Raw genomic sequence first — 15530 nt, forward strand, 5'->3', positions numbered from 1 at the left:
GTTGTGTCTGCCGATGGTCAAACAATTGGTCCATCGCCTATTGCTTGCCGCAATAGTGCGCTATAAAATCGTCGGCGCGATTGCTGCCAATGTTGCGGATAAAATTCCAGTCTTCGCAGGCGCCGTCGGTATCGCCCTGCTTTTGTTTAGCGTCGGCCTTTTGTAGTAACTCACCTATCAGTTCATCATCAAAACCCAGTTGTTGTTTCAGTGCGATGATCTCCTGCTCTTTAGTGGTATCAGCCTTGCCGGCATATTTATTTTTGTAGTAATTGGTCACCGCATTTTCCAGCTCCTGCCGGTTCTGATAGGCTTGTACAGCTTGCTGCCTGGTAATATTATTGACACTTATACACCGGTTATTATCAGGCGAAAAACGGATGGGCAACACCATTCGGGCCTCTGTTATTCCAGGCGAGCTAATAGACCACATACCACGCGTAAGTTTTACTACGCGCAAGGCTTCATCATCCAAATCAATCCCCATGCCTTTTTGCACGGCAATCTCTTTCAATGAGCCATCTTGTTGAACTTTAAAACTTATGTATATAATCCCGCCAATGCAGTTCCGGCTGGAAAACTCAGGATAAACGATGTGTTTTTGCAGAAACGTGTTCAACGCACCCTCGCCGCCTTTAAATATAGCTTGCCCGCTTGCCATTATAGCAATAACCAGGAACGATATCACGAGGGTGAAGCGGCGCATCTTTGTTTATTAAAGATAACGTAAAGAGTTGGGATATGGTTTCTTCGGGGTGGGGCCGTAGTGCTCATAGCCCAAGCCTCTACTACATGTTCTTCCGTCCCGCTCAATCGCCGCGGGAGGGCTTGTTACTTTTTGGCGAAAAAGTAACCAAAACGCATTGACAACGGAATGCTTCTTTTGCCGCTCAAGCCCCGCCCTGCAAATCACTCAGAACCACAGGGCCGCAGTTTGACACCCCGCTCACGCTACGCACGGGCCTTTACCCTTCTGTGCCAATCTGAATGCCCTCGCCACCGCACAGCCCAACATGTTCTGCCTGACTTCACCCAGAAGCTGACCGCTGTCGGCCACCGCACCCTATTTCAGAATTTTGGAAACCAATATTGTAGAAAGAAAAAAGAGCGTGGGCCAGTCAGAACACCGGGCCGGCGTTGGCGGGAATGCTAATTTTTTATCGAGCTGTGCGAGAATAAAAAATCGCAGGGCGCGCGGAAGGATTGTTCTGACTTGATTTTTTGTTTCTTTTTGATCAAGCAAAAAGAAATAGCCTCCGCGGCAATGAGCGGGCTACAGTACATATTAGCAATGACATGTAAATTCAGCACCATCCTCCTGAGATTTAAAACCCCAATACCAAAGCGGGATCTGGCACATTGGCCCGGTACCGCTCCATTTCAGAATAGCGGCATACACCGGGGTAGTCGCCCCACATGCCTTCCATATCAAACATCAGTTGAAAGTGCAGGTGCGGCGGCCATTGGCCATTTTCGGCCGATGTGCCGAAGCTGGCTATCTGTTGATCCATAGCGATGGACTGCCCAACGGCTAGTCCGTCCAAACTTTGGCGACTTAGATGACCGTAAAGAGAGTAAAGGATCAAACCATCCAGATCGTGTTGCAGGATAATGGTAGGCCCATAATCGCCAAAATGGTCATTGTCATGAAAACTGTGAACAGTGCCTTGCAGCGGCGCGTAAACGGGCGTTCCGGCGGGGCTCCATATGTCCATCCCCAAATGCAGGCGACGGGGTTCTTTACCAGCCCCAAACAAGTTACTGCGACCGTAAATAGTACGATGCTCCAGGTAGCCGCCAATGCCGTAGCGACAGCCGCTCTCGGCCAGCTTGGCTTCAACCCAATTGCTGAACAGCCGGGTATCTACCAGATCCTGCAAGGTGAGTTCCTGGTTTTGATCGGTAAAATCAAGTGGTAAAAAACAATCATGCTGCAGATCAATATCTACCACTTTTCCCTTTTTATGGGGATTGTTTTCCAGATATTGCTGCAGCAGTTGATGCTTGTCCATTAAGCCAGATTACTCTTCGTCTTTCTGACGATCTTCGTGACTGATGCGTTCAAAGATCTTGTCCATACGCTCTACGTACTCGTTGGTATCATCCAAAAAGAACTCCAGCTGCGGGATAACGCGCACCTGGTCTTTAATACGGGCACCCAGTTTATAACGGATCTCTGAACTGTGCGTTTTGATAGTCTGCACAGCCAGCTGCGGGTTTGGGCTATTAAAAAAGCTTAGAAACACGCGGGCCAGGGCCAGATCTGGTGTTACACGTACTTTGGTAATAGTAACCAGCGTATTGGGCAAAAAGCTCATGCCCTCGCGCTGAAATATGGCAGCCAGATCTTCCTGAATAACACCGGCAAATTTTTGTTGTCTTTTAGATTCCATTGTTTTTTAGGTTTAAAGGTGATGAAGCAGAAAGTCTAAGGCACAAGGCTTAAATCTTCCTCTTATTACATTGTGGGTGGTTATCAAGGGGCAATATGCTTAGCGTTTTGTGCTTTCAGCCTTTGCCCTTCCGCTCCACTTGCTGGCAACGCCTGGCGGGATCTCTTTGGTTATTTTAACCAACTTTTTCACTATGATGGTGCTATCAATCCCAGCGTCCTGTGCGTCTTTGCCCGACTTAATTTTGCTGCCTTCTATTTCAACATAAACAGGCGTGTAAGGTTTTTCAAAATTAAGCTGCGAGTAGCTCAGCTCCAGTTTGGCAGAACTATCAATCACCCAATATTCATGTCCACTTATATAGTCTTTAAATGTTTTTGCCTCCGGACCAAAGCTATACAAACCACGATAGATCACCGGTTGCTTTTTTTGCTCCTTCTTCTTGCCCTCCCCACAGCCGGCAATTATTGCCACCGCAGCCAGCAGCAGCAATATTTTGGTTAATGTATTGTTCATGGCTTACAGATCTTGTTTTATCTCGTCAAGGCGTTTCACGCTCAGCCGGGCGCTAATGCCAGATGCTATAACCGCAATAATGGTTACAGTTAAAAGTACAATAATATAGTCAAAAAACTTAATATCTACCGGGTAAGCATCCATCACGGTCATGCTGCTACCCATTTTTACCAGCTTGAAATGCTCCTGTAAAAGACAGAAAATACTACCGGCAATCAATCCGGCCACACAGCCAATCATCGAGATCATCATTCCCTCAAAAAAGAAGATGCCCTGGATCATTCGCTTGCCGGCACCCAGGCCAGTAAGTATAGCAATGTCTTTTTGCTTATCAATTACCAGCATCGTTAATGAACCGATGATATTAAATATAGCGATAACCACCACAAACGTAAGAATCATATAAATAGACCAGCGCTCATAATTCAACGTTTTATAAAGCACCGCATTTTGCATGATGCGGTTTTTTACCTCATATTTCGGCCCGAGTTTATCGCTTACTTCTGCCTCCACGCTTTTGATATCCGTGCCGTTTTTAAAGTTGATATTGATAGACGATACTTCTACCGGCTGCCCCAGCAAATCGCGCATAAAGCTGATGGGGGTAACTATGATATCATCAAAATCTTGCTGCACAGCAAACACACCCGATGGGTAAATGCTGCGCACCACAAACTCATTAAGCGGATTGGAGGACTCAGTAGCCGTTCGCCTTGGCGAATAGATCTGTAATGCCGCCAGCGGATCTTTAATATTGATACCCAGATTGGCCTGCACCGATGCGCCCAGCACCGCAAAATCAGTATTACCGGTGTGCAGCATAAAAGCGCCGTCTTGTATGGTGCTGTCCAGCTGTTTGCTCCGGAGGAATTCATCGCTTACGCCCATCACCGTACCTATCACCTTGCTGTTACCATAACGAATGAGGGCCTTTTCTTGCAGCACCTCGGTGTATGAGAATACCCGCGGGTCTTTATGCAACGCTTTAAAGTAGGCAGTATTGGGGTCGAAGGTTTTTCCTTCTTTAGGCTCGATCTTCAGTTCGGGCGTAAAATTACTGTAGAGCGACAGGATCACTTTCTCAAACCCGTTAAACACCGACAGAATAATAAACAAAGCCGCCGCACCCACAAATACCCCCAGCATAGAAATGCCTGAAATGATATTGATGGCGTGCATCTTTTTGCGCGAAAAAAGATAACGCTTGGCTATGTAGACAGAGGTGTTCACGTGTTTGCAAAGATAGCAAACCCCTCGGCCCCCTAAAGGGGGAGGAAGAATTTCGGAGTTCGAATGTTCAATTTCGAATTTACGCGGCAGTCGCTCGGCTCCAGCCGAGCGACTGCAGGCCTGGTCTAATCAGTTCAAAAACGGGTTCATCCGTTTCTCATACCCAATGGTGGTTTCTGGCCCGTGACCGGGATAGACGGTGCAATCATCCGGTAATGCAAACAACTTTTCGCGGATGTTTTTGATCAGCATTTCATGACTACCTCCCGGGAAATCTGTACGGCCTATACTGCCTCTGAACAGTACATCGCCACCTATCAGGAAATTATCTTTCTGGCAGTAAAAGCAAAGATGTGCAGGCGAATGGCCAGGTGCAAAGATCAGTTCAAATGTGGTCTGTCCAAAGGTAATGGTACCTTCTTCGGGCAAAAATGTATCAGGTAGTGGCGATAGTTCATAATGCAGGCCCATCTGCTGTGTCCATGCAGGGGCTTCCTGCAACAGCTCCAGTTCGCCACGGTGAAACTGGGGTTTCAATCCGTAATTATCAAACACAAATTTATTGCCGAAAACATGGTCATAATGGCAATGAGTATTGAGCAGTAGCGTGGGCTTCAGGTCATTATTGGTGATGAAATGACTCAGCTGGTTTTGATCAAAAGCGGTGTACATGCCCGGATCAATAATAGCACAAGCGCCGCTGTTATCGTAAACAATGTAGGTATTTTCGCCGATGAGGCTGTTGGTTAGTTTTTTTACTCGGGCCATTTCTATGAGTGAATGAGTGAGTTTTAAATGAGTGATTGTGCAAATGTGCAGATGATTTATTGATTGTGTATCTACAATTTGTCATTTCGAAGAAGCAGCTATGGGAATGCGCTTAAGGGCGACTGAGAAATCTTCTCGGAGCTGCATCCCGTCAAGCCGCTCCGAAAAGATTTCTCCCGTTGGTCGAAATGACATGATGGTTTATAGTTTCACCCCGCTACTTCCAGCGGAAGCTTTTAATCATCACATTAACATCCTTCTTAATAAAATCAAGCACGGGTTGGATGGAGTCCAACCGGGGCTCGTTGTTAAAATAGAGCGCCCCGCGCAGGTAATTCCGGGTGCTGTCGGTTAGGTAAAATTGGGCCGATGATGCAGCGTTGCCGGCAATGGTATAATAAATACCATAAATCTTTTTTGCCGGGTTGCTGATAGAGCCCTCGTCAATAGCGCTGGCTTTTACGGTATGTTTGAAGGCCAGCTTGTGCGAGTCTTCTACCAGTTCATCGAACATCTTTTTTGAGGCGATCTGATCATAGCTGATGTGCAGCGTGGCTTTAAACTCGGGGAACTGCATATTGAGCCAGCAGTTGCCAGCACCGGCCTTTCGATCTGGTTCTATTACCGCATACTTGGGATAAGAAAAGACAAACGGACAGCCCTCGCTGTATTCCTGGTACTCTTTCTTAGGAAATTTAATGCGGAAGAAACCATGTGGCTTGGGCGAGTAATCACCACCTCCGCCACAAGCGCTCAGCACCAGGGCCGCTAACAGCATCGCAAATAATCCCCTCAACAACATCTTTATAAATTTACTTTATGCGATTGCCAAATTTGCCATGAACGCTCGGCCTGCAGCACCAGCATTTCAAAACCATTTTTGATGGTAGCGCCTTTTTCTTTTCCCTTTTGCAAAAACAGCGTTTCTTCGGGGTTATAGATCAAATCATATAACAAATGACGATCTGTGATAAATTCATACGGAATGGGCGGGCATTCGTCTACTTTTGGGTAGGTGCCTACCGGCGTGGTGTTGATGACAACCAGGTATTCGTCCATCATTTCTGTAGTAAGATCGCTGAATAAAATATTACCCGGTGCCGGGCGACGGGTTACTACCTGGTATTCTATCTCCAGTTTATCTAAAACATATTTTACCGCACGGGCAGCGCCACCATCGCCAAGCAATAAAGCTTTTTTGTGGTGATGCGTCAGGTGCGGTTTCAGCGAATGCTCAAAGCCATAAACATCGGTATTGAACCCTTCCAGCCTAAAATTATGCCCTTTGATGCCCACCTCGCCAGAGAAAGCGGCCTCTAATGGGCTTTCTGCGGTGATGCGAATGCAGTTTACGGCACCAATAGCTTTTGCCTCCTCGCTTAACCAATCCATATAATGCAACACGCCAATCTTATGTGGCACGGTAACATTCAGTCCGCACAGATCTGCCTGCGCACGCAGCAGGTCTGGAAAATCGCTCAGATTCTGCAACTCAAACAAATCATACTGATGGTCTGTAACACCCTCTTTTTCAAATTTTTCTGTAAAGTATTTTTTTGAAAAAGAATGCGAAAGCGGAAAGCCGATAAGCCCGTAATGTTTCATGCTGTAATATTAGTTACAAAGAAACGGTTTTGAAAGGGAAACCTATAAATCTATATAAGGGAGCAGGCAATAGCTATAACGGCGGCCAGAGGCCGCGGGATAGTCGTCACTCGCGAAGACGCGAGCGACTGCAGAATGGCGATAGCGCTAAACAGGAAATGCGGCATAAGCCGCATTTCCTGTTTAAATATATATCCAAAATTGAACCTCCCAATTCCGAAATCGCTCTCCCTTCGGGGGCTAGGGGGATTAATGTGTTACCGGGTTATCATGCTTTAGCGTGCCGTTAATGTACAGCAGCGGATCAACCTGTTTTGGATCGCCCTGGTATACCCAGATCATGTTACCGATGTATTTGCGAAAGGCATCGCTTACCTGGTTAACGGTTAGCGCCTGCACCTTGCTAACCAGCGTATTAATGCGTTTCCAATCGTTAAACAAAACCTCGTTGCTCACAATGGCTCCGGCCTGGGCTCTGTTGGTTTCATTACGGTAATAAAAACTGGTTAAGTAAGTAGCTTTCATATTTTTCACCTCATCGGCCGTAAAACCCTCGTGTTTGGTGCGATCTACCAGCTTATCAAATACAGCAATGTAATCATTAGGCTTGGTTGTTGACACGGTTATTTTGGCTACCGATGTGGCGCCCACAGAAAAGCGGGCTTGCGGTGCGTATGACAGACCGTTGTTGGTGCGCACATCCAAAAAATGGCGATCATAAAAAATGTTCATGGCTATATTGAACGCATCAAAATCTATAGAACCTGCTTGCGGGCCGCTGGTTATGCCTTCAACGTAATTGGTAGCCAGCTCGCGTGCGTCTGACTTAAACTGATTGCTGTAGGGCCTGAAGAATGATTTTTTCAGGGTAAACGGCGCACCTTGTTTAACACCGGCCAGCATGGCTTTTACTTTCTGCTCAATATCAGCCTTTGGCAAATCGGCCACTACCACAATCAGCATTCTTGAACGGGTAAGGATGGTTGGGTAATATGCCTTTACATCATTTACCGTCAGCGCCGGCACCGTTTCCAGCGAACCTAATGGGTTAACCGCATAATCGCGCCCGACAAATGCCACCTTGTTGGCAAAGTTATCAATGGCAGCATCAGGCTGGCCGTCGGCTGCTTTGAGGGCAGTAATGGCGTTTTCTTTTACAATTTCGAAATCTTTTGCATCAAACTTTGGTTGGGTGATAGCCTCTGTATACAATGGCCACACGGTTTCAAAATCACTCTTGATACAGTTCATCCTCACTACCGAATAATCTTTATTGGCGTAGCCGGACATATCGGCGCTTACTTTATCCAACAGATCTTTAAACGCGTTCTTGTCGTGTTTCAGGGTGCCGCACTCCGTTAATGATGACATGGTCAGCGACTCGATACCCGCCTTGGTAGCCGGGTAGTTTTGCACGCCCCCTTTTATTACGGTTTGTATCTCTACAATATCATTACCGCTGGGCTGCACAATCACTTTAACGCCATCGACAGTGGTTTCATACGGCTCATTTTGTGCGTGGGCCGCGTTTATGCTGAATATTGATGCTGTTACTAACAGCAGAAACATGTTCTTTTTCATGTGTGATAATAGCTTTAAGTTTTACTTGGCCACAAAAAACGATGGTACATTGTACTGTTTGCTCAGCTCGGGCTTAATAATAATGCCCGATGTCATTGGCTTGCCGGTGATGTAAGTATCCAGGTACTTTTTGATATCGGCGCGGGTAACTTTCTGGTAGTTGCTGGTTAGGTCTGTATAATAATTGAGCGATGTGCTGCACCAGTTAAAACTCACCTGGCTTGGCAGCGATGATGGTTTTTCTTTGGCGTGGCTATCATCGCGCAGCAAAATGGCTTTGGCATCTGCCAGTTGCTCATCGGTATAATAGTTTGGGTCATTAAGCATGGCCAGCTGTTTGTTGACCTCGTCATAACACTCTTTTATTTTGTTAGGGTTTGGTACGATGAAGGCATCAATCTCGCCGGTATAACGTGAGGTGCCGTACTGCAGGCTGGCGCTGGCAGCCAAACCACTGTTTACCAATGCCTGGCTAAATTTTGATGAGTTTAAGCTCAAAACAGTCGAGAAAACATCGGCAGCCACGGTAGCCGCAGAGTCAGTCAGGTAAGATGGCCCTTGCCATGAGAACATCATGTATGGCGTTTTGGCGATAGAAGACTCTTTTACAAAGGCCGTGTTTTTTGTCATCGGCGGGAACGGCGGGATAGGATATTTTTGTATCGGGTCAAAACCGCTGCTGGCCCAGTCGCCAAAAATGCTTTCTACTTTGGCAAAGGCGTCTTCGTGTTTAACGGCGCCGCAAACAATCAGCAAGCTGTTGTTAGGGAAGTAGTACTTGTTTTTGATCACCATCATCTTCTCGGGTGTGGCGGTATTGATTACCTCGTGAATACCGATAGACATTTTGCGGGTAATCAGATCGCCCCAAAGGTTTTGGCTGATGCCATAAAATAATTGGAAGGTGGGGCTGCTTTCGGCACGCTGAAACTCGCCGTCAACCACCGGGCGTTCTTTCTGCATATCCTCCACCCTGTAAATCGGGAAACGGATGCACGAGTTCATAAACCGCAGACCGGTACTTAAGCTATCGGCATTGAAAGTAAAGAAATAGTTTACCCGCTCGTTGCCGGTAGTGCCGTTCCAGATGGCGCCCAGCTCCTGGGTTTTCTTCAGCAGTTTCTCTTGCGTCGGGTAATCTTTGTTGGCTTTAAAAAACATGTGCTCAAACAAGTGAGAGAGGCCGCTATACTCCGGTCCTTCGGTATAGGCACCATTTTTTACGGCAATCTCTACCGTGGCCAGTGGCACTTTGTTATTTTCAATAACCAGCACTTCCAGGCCGTTTGGTAATTTTTTCCAGAAATAGCCCTCGGGCAATCTTAACTGGGCCTGGGCAGATACAGCGCACAGCAGCGCAGCGCACAGGGCGAAAAGTTTAGTAAATTTCGGGATCATATATACAATGTTTCGTTAGTTACGCACTAAGATATTGGTTATTTGGCATGGCGGACAATGATTCGGCACAAAAAAGATCATCGCTTTATGGATTGGATGCAGTTTGTGGGGAGATGTTACAAGGATAATTTATAGAAGACAATTACGCAGGCTTATTCTATCCATTTAATTTACTGCGAGTTAACAATTCCCCACCCGGGCAATTATTCCCACATTAATAATTAAAATTCTACACCCCAGATGCCTTTTAAGCAAAAAATAACGCCTTTTTCAAATTGGCATCACTATTGAATTAGATTAAATGCCCTTCCAAATGGGCTTGTTTTTCATAGGTAGATGTAGGGTCGGAACACTGCGAGAGGGTTCCGACCTCTTTTTTTATAACAATCTGGTTTATTTCATAAAACTCCCGCAGCCCCTTAAATTTTGCATTCGGCACCATCTCCAACATCATTCTCAGAGTCAAAACAATTTCCTTTGGGTTAACAATTCCACACATGGGGGCTTTTTTACAACATCGACAGTTAAAACACACGCCCCAAACATGCCTTTTAAGCAAAATTTGCCCAATGTTTCCATCTGGCATCAATATTGAATTAAGTTAAATGCCCTTCCAACAGGGTTTGTTTTTCATAGGTAGATGTAGGGCCGGAACACTGCGAGAGGGTTCCGGCCTCTTTTTTTGCCTGCAACTCATCAGCATAAAAAAAGACCGCCCCATTACTGAAGCGGTCTGTATGTTATCACTCACTTTTTTATTACAGTGAGCCTTTAAATCAATCGGCTCTTGCTTAAACTACTGCTGCGCGGGTCTTGCACGTTGATCATCTTGCTGATCGCGCTGACGCTGTTGTTGTTGCTGCTGCTGTTGGCGTTGTTGCTCCGCTTGTTGCTGGCGCTGTTGTTGCTGTTGCTGCTGCTGTTGGCGCTGTTGCTCGGCTTGCTGCTGGCGCTGCTGTTGTTGCTGCTGACGAGCCTGGTCTGCCTGTTGCTGTTGCTGAGCTCGTTGTTGTTGCATCTGTTGCTGACGAGCCTGATCTGCCTGTTGCTGCTGTTGAGTACGTTGCTGTTGCATCTGTTGCTGACGGGCTTGATCTGCTTGTTGCTGTTGCTGCTGGCGTTGTTGTTGCGTTTGTTGCTGACGGGCCTGATCTGCCTGTTGCTGACGCTGCTGCTGTTGTTGCTGCGTCTGCTGCTGGCGGGCCTGATCGGCCTGCTGGCGTTGCTGATCATTTTGTTGCGGCGTTTGTTGCGAGCGCTGCTGATCCATCTGCTGGCGGCGTTGTTGCCACTGCTGCTGGCGCTGCTGATCATTTTGCGGCTGCGCTTGTTGCTGTTGCGGCTGTTGTTGTGGTTGTGCCTGCTGGCCACCCTGCATACGTTGCTGACGCTGTTGCTCAAATTGCTGACGGCGCTGATCCATTTGCTGGCGGGCATTGTTACGATCGTTTTGGCGTTGCTGATCCTGCTGCTGTTGTTGCTGCATTGGCTGCTGACGCTGCACACGCTGATCCTCATTCACCGGCGGGCGGCCCGGCATGGTTACCGGCGTTGGCTGCCTGTCTGTACGGGGTACATTTGGCCTGTTCTCGCGCACTATGTGGTTATCTGGTGCCGCGGTGCGGGCAAAGTTGGTAAAACGGGTACGGTTATCACCGGCGGTCTGCGCAGTTCTGCCACGGGATACCAGCCCCTGGTTAGGGTTGGCGGTACGGTAAGCACGCGCATCAACCACTCTTTGCGGACGGGCACCGGCATCTTGTCTTACAGCCGGACGATAAAAGTTAATAGCGCGGTCGTTATTAATGCGGGTTGCGCCTGGTCTGCCGGTGTTATTGATGTTGTAAACCACCACGCGGTCACGAGACACACGGCGAACATCAGCCAAACGCGGACCAATTACATAGCGGTGATCATTATAACGATAATCATTACGGATCCACCTGCTGCCGCGGATGATGGTTACCACTCTTGTACGCGGCACATAGTAATTGTAGATATATGGGCTACAGATGTAGGCCTGCGGCGCAAAAGTCCAATAAAAATCGGGCACCGAATAATTGTCACCAAAGGCCATATCAACATCTACACCAGGCCCCATTGGTGCCCAGCCGTAGTAGTCGTTGGTTTCGCGCCAGTCAACCCAGGCAGGTCCCCATTCGTAACCAGGTACCCATTCCCAGCCATAATATTCGTCAAAATACCATCGGCCGTAGTGGAAAGGCGCCCAGCCCCAGTCAAAATCGCTTACCCAGGTATTACCGTAAGCGGTTTCGGCCCAGTGGCCATCGGTAGCGTATGGTCTGAAATCTGCACCGGCATCCGGCACCCATACATCGCCATATTTCGGGTCATTAAGCCAGGTACCGTATGGAGCAAGCTCATCATAAAAGTCCTGGAAAGTAATATCGCCGCCATACTGAGCGAGCGACTTTTGCGGGGCTGCCATGCTAATAGTAAACACCATCAGCACCGTCCCTATTATTCTGCTAAGTTTTTTCATCTCCTATTATTCAATCAGGTTTAGTTGTTTGACTCTAAATATGACAAAATGTTTAATGCATTTGTTTGGATGATGTGCTTGTTACCTAAAAATTAAGTTAACTGCCCATAATTCATACCAATATGTCTGTATACCAACCGGCCGTTAAGGTAAATTTTTTTAAACAACCCGGCCCATTAATTTATTTATTGGATACTTTTACTCTACTAAACAACAAAGTAATATGAGCACAGTACACATTGCCCGCCTTGACCTTAACACCTACGTTAATGGCAGTGCAGAAGAGCGCAAACGCTTTTCTGACGATATTGGCCAAGCATTTAACGAAACCGGGTTTGTTACCATTACCAACCACGGTCTGGACAAGGCGCTGATAGATAACCTATACACCCAGGTTAAAGCCTTATTTGCCCAGCCTGACGCTGTAAAGCAAAAGTATGAAATTCCTGGCCTGGCCGGGCAGCGCGGCTACACCGGTAAAGGCAAAGAAACTGCTAAAGGTTTTAAAACACCCGACCTGAAAGAGTTTTGGCAAATAGGCCAAACCGTTACCGACGGCGACCCGGTAAAAAATGATTACCCGGATAACGTAATGGTTGAGGAACTGCCTGAGTTTAACACCGTAACCCGCGAGGTTTACCAGAAACTGGAAACCGCCGGCAAACACCTGCTACATGCTATTGCCGTTTACCTGGGTTTAGACGAGAATTATTTTGAACCAAAAGTGCACAATGGCAACTCTATCTTGCGCACGCTGCATTACTTTGGCATTGAGGATCCAGACAGCTTACCTGCTGATGCCGTGCGCGCCGGTGCCCATGAAGATATCAACCTGATTACCCTGCTGATTGGCGCCAGCGCCGACGGCCTGGAACTGTTAACCCGCGAGAACGAATGGTTCCCGGTGAAGGCACATGGTGAAGACGTGGTGGTAAACGTTGGCGATATGCTGCAACGCCTCACTAATGGCAAACTAAAATCAACCACGCATCGTGTGGTTAACCCACCACGCGAACAGATGAAAAACTCGCGCTACTCAGTGCCATTCTTCCTGCACCCAAAATCAGACATGGACCTGACCTCGCTGGAGTCATGCATTGATGCCGGGCATCCGAAACAATTTAGCGATATGACCGCCGGTGAATACCTGGATGAGCGTCTGAGAGAGATTGGACTGAAGAAATAAAGCCCCCCGGCCCCCTGAAGGGGGAGTGATTTGGGATTTGAGAATTTCGAATTTTAATGTAAAACACAAAATGCGGCTTCTGGCCGCATTTTGTGTTTTACCATACTTGCAGTCGCTCGCGTCATCGCGAGTGACGACTATCTCGCGGCCTCTGGCCGCCGTAAGACTTTATGTCATCCCGAGCTTGTTGTCGAAACCGGTTTGGTATGACGAGTGAGGGCAATTAACCTACTTTACCATCCTCCCCTTCCATGAATACTTTCTGGTATTACCCATCAGTCCCACGTACACAAAATATAAAATATGGATAGGCGATAGCAGCAACAGCAAAACCACCATCCAGCTGCGCCTAAAGAACGACATGATAGGCAGCAGGAACGCCGACTCGAACAGGATCTTGAACAGCATCTGCCATAAAAACAGCTTAATGAATACCGGGTTGAAGACACCCAACAACACATCCAGCAGCAGGAACAGGTTGAATAGCCAGATCACCACCGCCAGCGCCGTTACCTTGTGATCTTTATACTTGATTGATTTTGATGCCCAGCGGCGGCGTTGCTGCAAAAAGCTTTTCAGCGTGTGCTTGGCATGGGTATAAACTACCGCCTTGCTGCTTTTTAAGAACCCTATGCTGCCGGGGAAACGCTCGGCTACCTTTTGCAGCAATAGTTCGTCGTCGCCAGAGGCTACATCGTCAATGCCCTTAAATCCGCCTACTTCATAAAAAATATCTTTGCGATATGCCAGGTTGGCTCCGTTACAGGTAGAGGCCCTGCCGTTACCAATAAACGATGCGCCGATGCCAATAAGGTAAGAGAACTCCAGCGTTTGCAGTAACTCAAACAGGTTCTTCTCCTGAAAATATGTTACCGGCGATGAGATCATATACCAATCATTGGCCTCGTAATAACCAACGATAGACGATAACCACTCCGGCCCCATCCGGCAATCGGCATCGGTGGCAACCATCAGTTCACCAGAGGATAGTTTGATGGCCTCGGCAATAGCTTTCTTTTTATAAGAGTTAAGCGGTTCGGCTTCGTTCAACTGCAATAACCTTACACCACGGTCTGCATAAGATGAGATGATGGCGGCTGTGGCATCGGTAGAGTGATCGTCTACAATGATGATCTCGGTCAGCTCATGGGGATAATCCTGCGCCAAAAGATCACCGATGGTCTTCTCGATGTTATCTTCTTCATTCCGGGCGGCAATCATCACCGTAACCTTGGTTTTGAAACTACGGGGTACCGGCTTGCCCCGTTTAAGTGATGCCCAACCGGTAATAAGGTAAACTAATATGGCCTGGTAAGAAGCCGTAAAAAGGAGCGATATTATACTATACGTTGTTATCAAAGAAGCGGAGTTTAAGTACAAATACAGAGCCCAGTATAGCGGGCAAAATTAGGTTGATGAACCATACCGCTGTAACAGAAGCGATGATGGCAATTTTTTGATCGGTTACGTAGCCAAACAGCGCGTCGGCAGTGTAGGCACGCACACCAAAGTCAAACAGATCAAGCGATGGCAGGGCTGATTGAATGAAGAACATTACAAAGATGAGCAGCAGTATTTCATACAAAGGCAGCTCTGGAATAAACATGTGGATAAGCAGATAATACTGCGATGAAAACACCGCAAAACGCGCCAGGCAAAACCCCATAACACGCATCAGCTCGGTAAATTTATACCGCCCCATGATATCAAAAAAGCGATGGTATTTGCGCAAGAACCTGATGCTGTTTAAAAACGATACCATCCATTTAATATTAAAAAAGAAGAGTATCATTACAGACATTAACGCCAATGCCAGCACCAAAATACCAGCGTATACCCAGACGCCTACATGCAAATAATTAGCAACAAACCATAAAATGGCTATAGAGCCCAGCACGTTAGTTACTACGTTTTGCCCGAACGAGCCCACTGCCATAGCAAACATACCATGCACGCGCTTGCGCTGTGGTAAAAACATCACCCGGCCGCCATACTCCCCAATACGATTGGGGGTGAAGATGGCCCAGGTCAGTCCGCAAAAGACGGCCTCAATACTGCCCCAAAAAGTGATGTGACTAAGCCGCTGAGCCAGGTAGCGCCACTTAGCGGCCTCCAGCAACCAGTTGGCCAACATTAGCCCCAGCACGGCAGACATCACCAAAACTGCCCGGCCGCGACTAATTTGCGAAACCAGGTGCTGAAAATTATTAAGGTTGGCGTTGTTGTTTAATCTGCGATAAATAAATGTAAAAGCCAGCACAATGATGGCGGCCTTTAGAGTATATGAAACAACGCGTTTAACGGTAGGATTCAACAGCAGATAATTTGTGCAATGTTACGAAAAGTTAAT

Annotated in this window: 15 protein-coding genes; 1 reads left to right on the plus strand and 14 read right to left on the minus strand. The window is 47.3% G+C overall.

Going from position 1 to position 15530, the window contains the following annotated elements; translation table 11 throughout:
* Positions 1 to 37 precede the first annotated feature (37 nt).
* The 12 genes from ABZR88_RS20020 to ABZR88_RS20075 all read right to left on the minus strand — a co-directional run bounded on the left by ABZR88_RS20020 (position 38) and on the right by ABZR88_RS20075 (position 11994).
* On the minus strand, positions 38 to 706 hold the full coding sequence (locus tag ABZR88_RS20020; RefSeq protein ID WP_107827730.1) for an energy transducer TonB: 669 nt from the start codon (positions 704 to 706) through the stop codon (positions 38 to 40).
* Positions 707 to 1325: 619 nt separating this feature from the next.
* Entirely contained in the window at positions 1326 to 2012 is a 687-nt protein-coding gene (locus ABZR88_RS20025) for a peptidoglycan DD-metalloendopeptidase family protein (RefSeq protein ID WP_107827731.1), read from the minus strand.
* Between the two features lie 9 nt (positions 2013 to 2021).
* Positions 2022 to 2393 (minus strand): ribosome-binding factor A, encoded by a 372-nt coding sequence (locus ABZR88_RS20030; protein ID WP_107827732.1) that lies wholly within the window; start codon positions 2391 to 2393, stop codon positions 2022 to 2024.
* Between the two features lie 99 nt (positions 2394 to 2492).
* Entirely contained in the window at positions 2493 to 2909 is a 417-nt protein-coding gene (locus ABZR88_RS20035; RefSeq protein ID WP_107827733.1) for a hypothetical protein, read from the minus strand.
* 3 nt (positions 2910 to 2912) lie between these two features.
* On the minus strand, positions 2913 to 4139 hold the full coding sequence (locus ABZR88_RS20040; protein WP_107827734.1) for an ABC transporter permease: 1227 nt from the start codon (positions 4137 to 4139) through the stop codon (positions 2913 to 2915).
* 129 nt (positions 4140 to 4268) lie between these two features.
* Entirely contained in the window at positions 4269 to 4907 is a 639-nt protein-coding gene (locus ABZR88_RS20045) for an MBL fold metallo-hydrolase (protein WP_107827735.1), read from the minus strand.
* A 217-nt stretch (positions 4908 to 5124) separates the two neighbouring features.
* Positions 5125 to 5685, minus strand: coding sequence for a gliding motility lipoprotein GldD (gene gldD / locus ABZR88_RS20050; RefSeq protein ID WP_245917005.1), 561 nt, complete (start codon positions 5683 to 5685; stop codon positions 5125 to 5127).
* Between the two features lie 26 nt (positions 5686 to 5711).
* Complete coding sequence (locus ABZR88_RS20055; RefSeq protein ID WP_107827737.1) at positions 5712 to 6512, minus strand: shikimate dehydrogenase; 801 nt, start codon at positions 6510 to 6512, stop codon at positions 5712 to 5714.
* A gap of 249 nt (positions 6513 to 6761) precedes the next feature.
* Positions 6762 to 8093 (minus strand): pitrilysin family protein, encoded by a 1332-nt coding sequence (locus tag ABZR88_RS20060; RefSeq protein ID WP_107827738.1) that lies wholly within the window; start codon positions 8091 to 8093, stop codon positions 6762 to 6764.
* 21 nt (positions 8094 to 8114) lie between these two features.
* Positions 8115 to 9491 (minus strand): pitrilysin family protein, encoded by a 1377-nt coding sequence (locus tag ABZR88_RS20065; RefSeq protein WP_107827739.1) that lies wholly within the window; start codon positions 9489 to 9491, stop codon positions 8115 to 8117.
* 292 nt (positions 9492 to 9783) lie between these two features.
* Positions 9784 to 10077 (minus strand): hypothetical protein, encoded by a 294-nt coding sequence (locus ABZR88_RS20070; RefSeq protein ID WP_146166500.1) that lies wholly within the window; start codon positions 10075 to 10077, stop codon positions 9784 to 9786.
* 210 nt (positions 10078 to 10287) lie between these two features.
* Entirely contained in the window at positions 10288 to 11994 is a 1707-nt protein-coding gene (locus ABZR88_RS20075; RefSeq protein ID WP_170113556.1) for a DUF6600 domain-containing protein, read from the minus strand.
* 223 nt (positions 11995 to 12217) lie between these two features.
* Here ABZR88_RS20075 and ABZR88_RS20080 point away from each other — a divergent pair, with 223 nt between their 5' ends.
* Positions 12218 to 13180, plus strand: a complete 963-nt coding sequence (locus ABZR88_RS20080; protein WP_107827741.1) for an isopenicillin N synthase family oxygenase — start codon at positions 12218 to 12220, stop codon at positions 13178 to 13180.
* A 228-nt stretch (positions 13181 to 13408) separates the two neighbouring features.
* On the opposite strand, the gene ABZR88_RS20085 is transcribed toward ABZR88_RS20080, so the two are convergent.
* Complete coding sequence (locus ABZR88_RS20085) at positions 13409 to 14539, minus strand: glycosyltransferase (protein ID WP_245917006.1); 1131 nt, start codon at positions 14537 to 14539, stop codon at positions 13409 to 13411.
* Positions 14523 to 15494, minus strand: coding sequence for a lysylphosphatidylglycerol synthase domain-containing protein (locus ABZR88_RS20090; RefSeq protein ID WP_107827742.1), 972 nt, complete (start codon positions 15492 to 15494; stop codon positions 14523 to 14525). Before ABZR88_RS20090 ends, ABZR88_RS20085 begins: the two co-directional genes overlap by 17 nt.
* Positions 15495 to 15530 lie beyond the last annotated feature (36 nt).

The sequence above is a fragment of the Mucilaginibacter yixingensis genome, assembly GCF_041080815.1.
GTDB lineage: Bacteria > Bacteroidota > Bacteroidia > Sphingobacteriales > Sphingobacteriaceae > Mucilaginibacter > Mucilaginibacter yixingensis.

What these genes read in the sequence shown, in the direction of transcription:
- ABZR88_RS20020 (WP_107827730.1), bottom strand. Translation starts at nt 706, where the DNA reads ATGCGCCGCTTCACCCTCGTGATATCGTTCCTGGTTATTGCTATAATG.
- ABZR88_RS20025 (WP_107827731.1), bottom strand. Translation starts at nt 2,012, where the DNA reads ATGGACAAGCATCAACTGCTGCAGCAATATCTGGAAAACAATCCCCAT.
- ABZR88_RS20030 (WP_107827732.1), bottom strand. Translation starts at nt 2,393, where the DNA reads ATGGAATCTAAAAGACAACAAAAATTTGCCGGTGTTATTCAGGAAGAT.
- ABZR88_RS20035 (WP_107827733.1), bottom strand. Translation starts at nt 2,909, where the DNA reads ATGAACAATACATTAACCAAAATATTGCTGCTGCTGGCTGCGGTGGCA.
- ABZR88_RS20045 (WP_107827735.1), bottom strand. Translation starts at nt 4,907, where the DNA reads ATGGCCCGAGTAAAAAAACTAACCAACAGCCTCATCGGCGAAAATACC.
- gldD (WP_245917005.1), bottom strand. Translation starts at nt 5,685, where the DNA reads ATGCTGTTAGCGGCCCTGGTGCTGAGCGCTTGTGGCGGAGGTGGTGAT.
- ABZR88_RS20055 (WP_107827737.1), bottom strand. Translation starts at nt 6,512, where the DNA reads ATGAAACATTACGGGCTTATCGGCTTTCCGCTTTCGCATTCTTTTTCA.
- ABZR88_RS20060 (WP_107827738.1), bottom strand. Translation starts at nt 8,093, where the DNA reads ATGAAAAAGAACATGTTTCTGCTGTTAGTAACAGCATCAATATTCAGC.
- ABZR88_RS20065 (WP_107827739.1), bottom strand. Translation starts at nt 9,491, where the DNA reads ATGATCCCGAAATTTACTAAACTTTTCGCCCTGTGCGCTGCGCTGCTG.
- ABZR88_RS20070 (WP_146166500.1), bottom strand. Translation starts at nt 10,077, where the DNA reads ATGCCAGATGGAAACATTGGGCAAATTTTGCTTAAAAGGCATGTTTGG.
- ABZR88_RS20075 (WP_170113556.1), bottom strand. Translation starts at nt 11,994, where the DNA reads ATGAAAAAACTTAGCAGAATAATAGGGACGGTGCTGATGGTGTTTACT.
- ABZR88_RS20080 (WP_107827741.1), top strand. Translation starts at nt 12,218, where the DNA reads ATGAGCACAGTACACATTGCCCGCCTTGACCTTAACACCTACGTTAAT.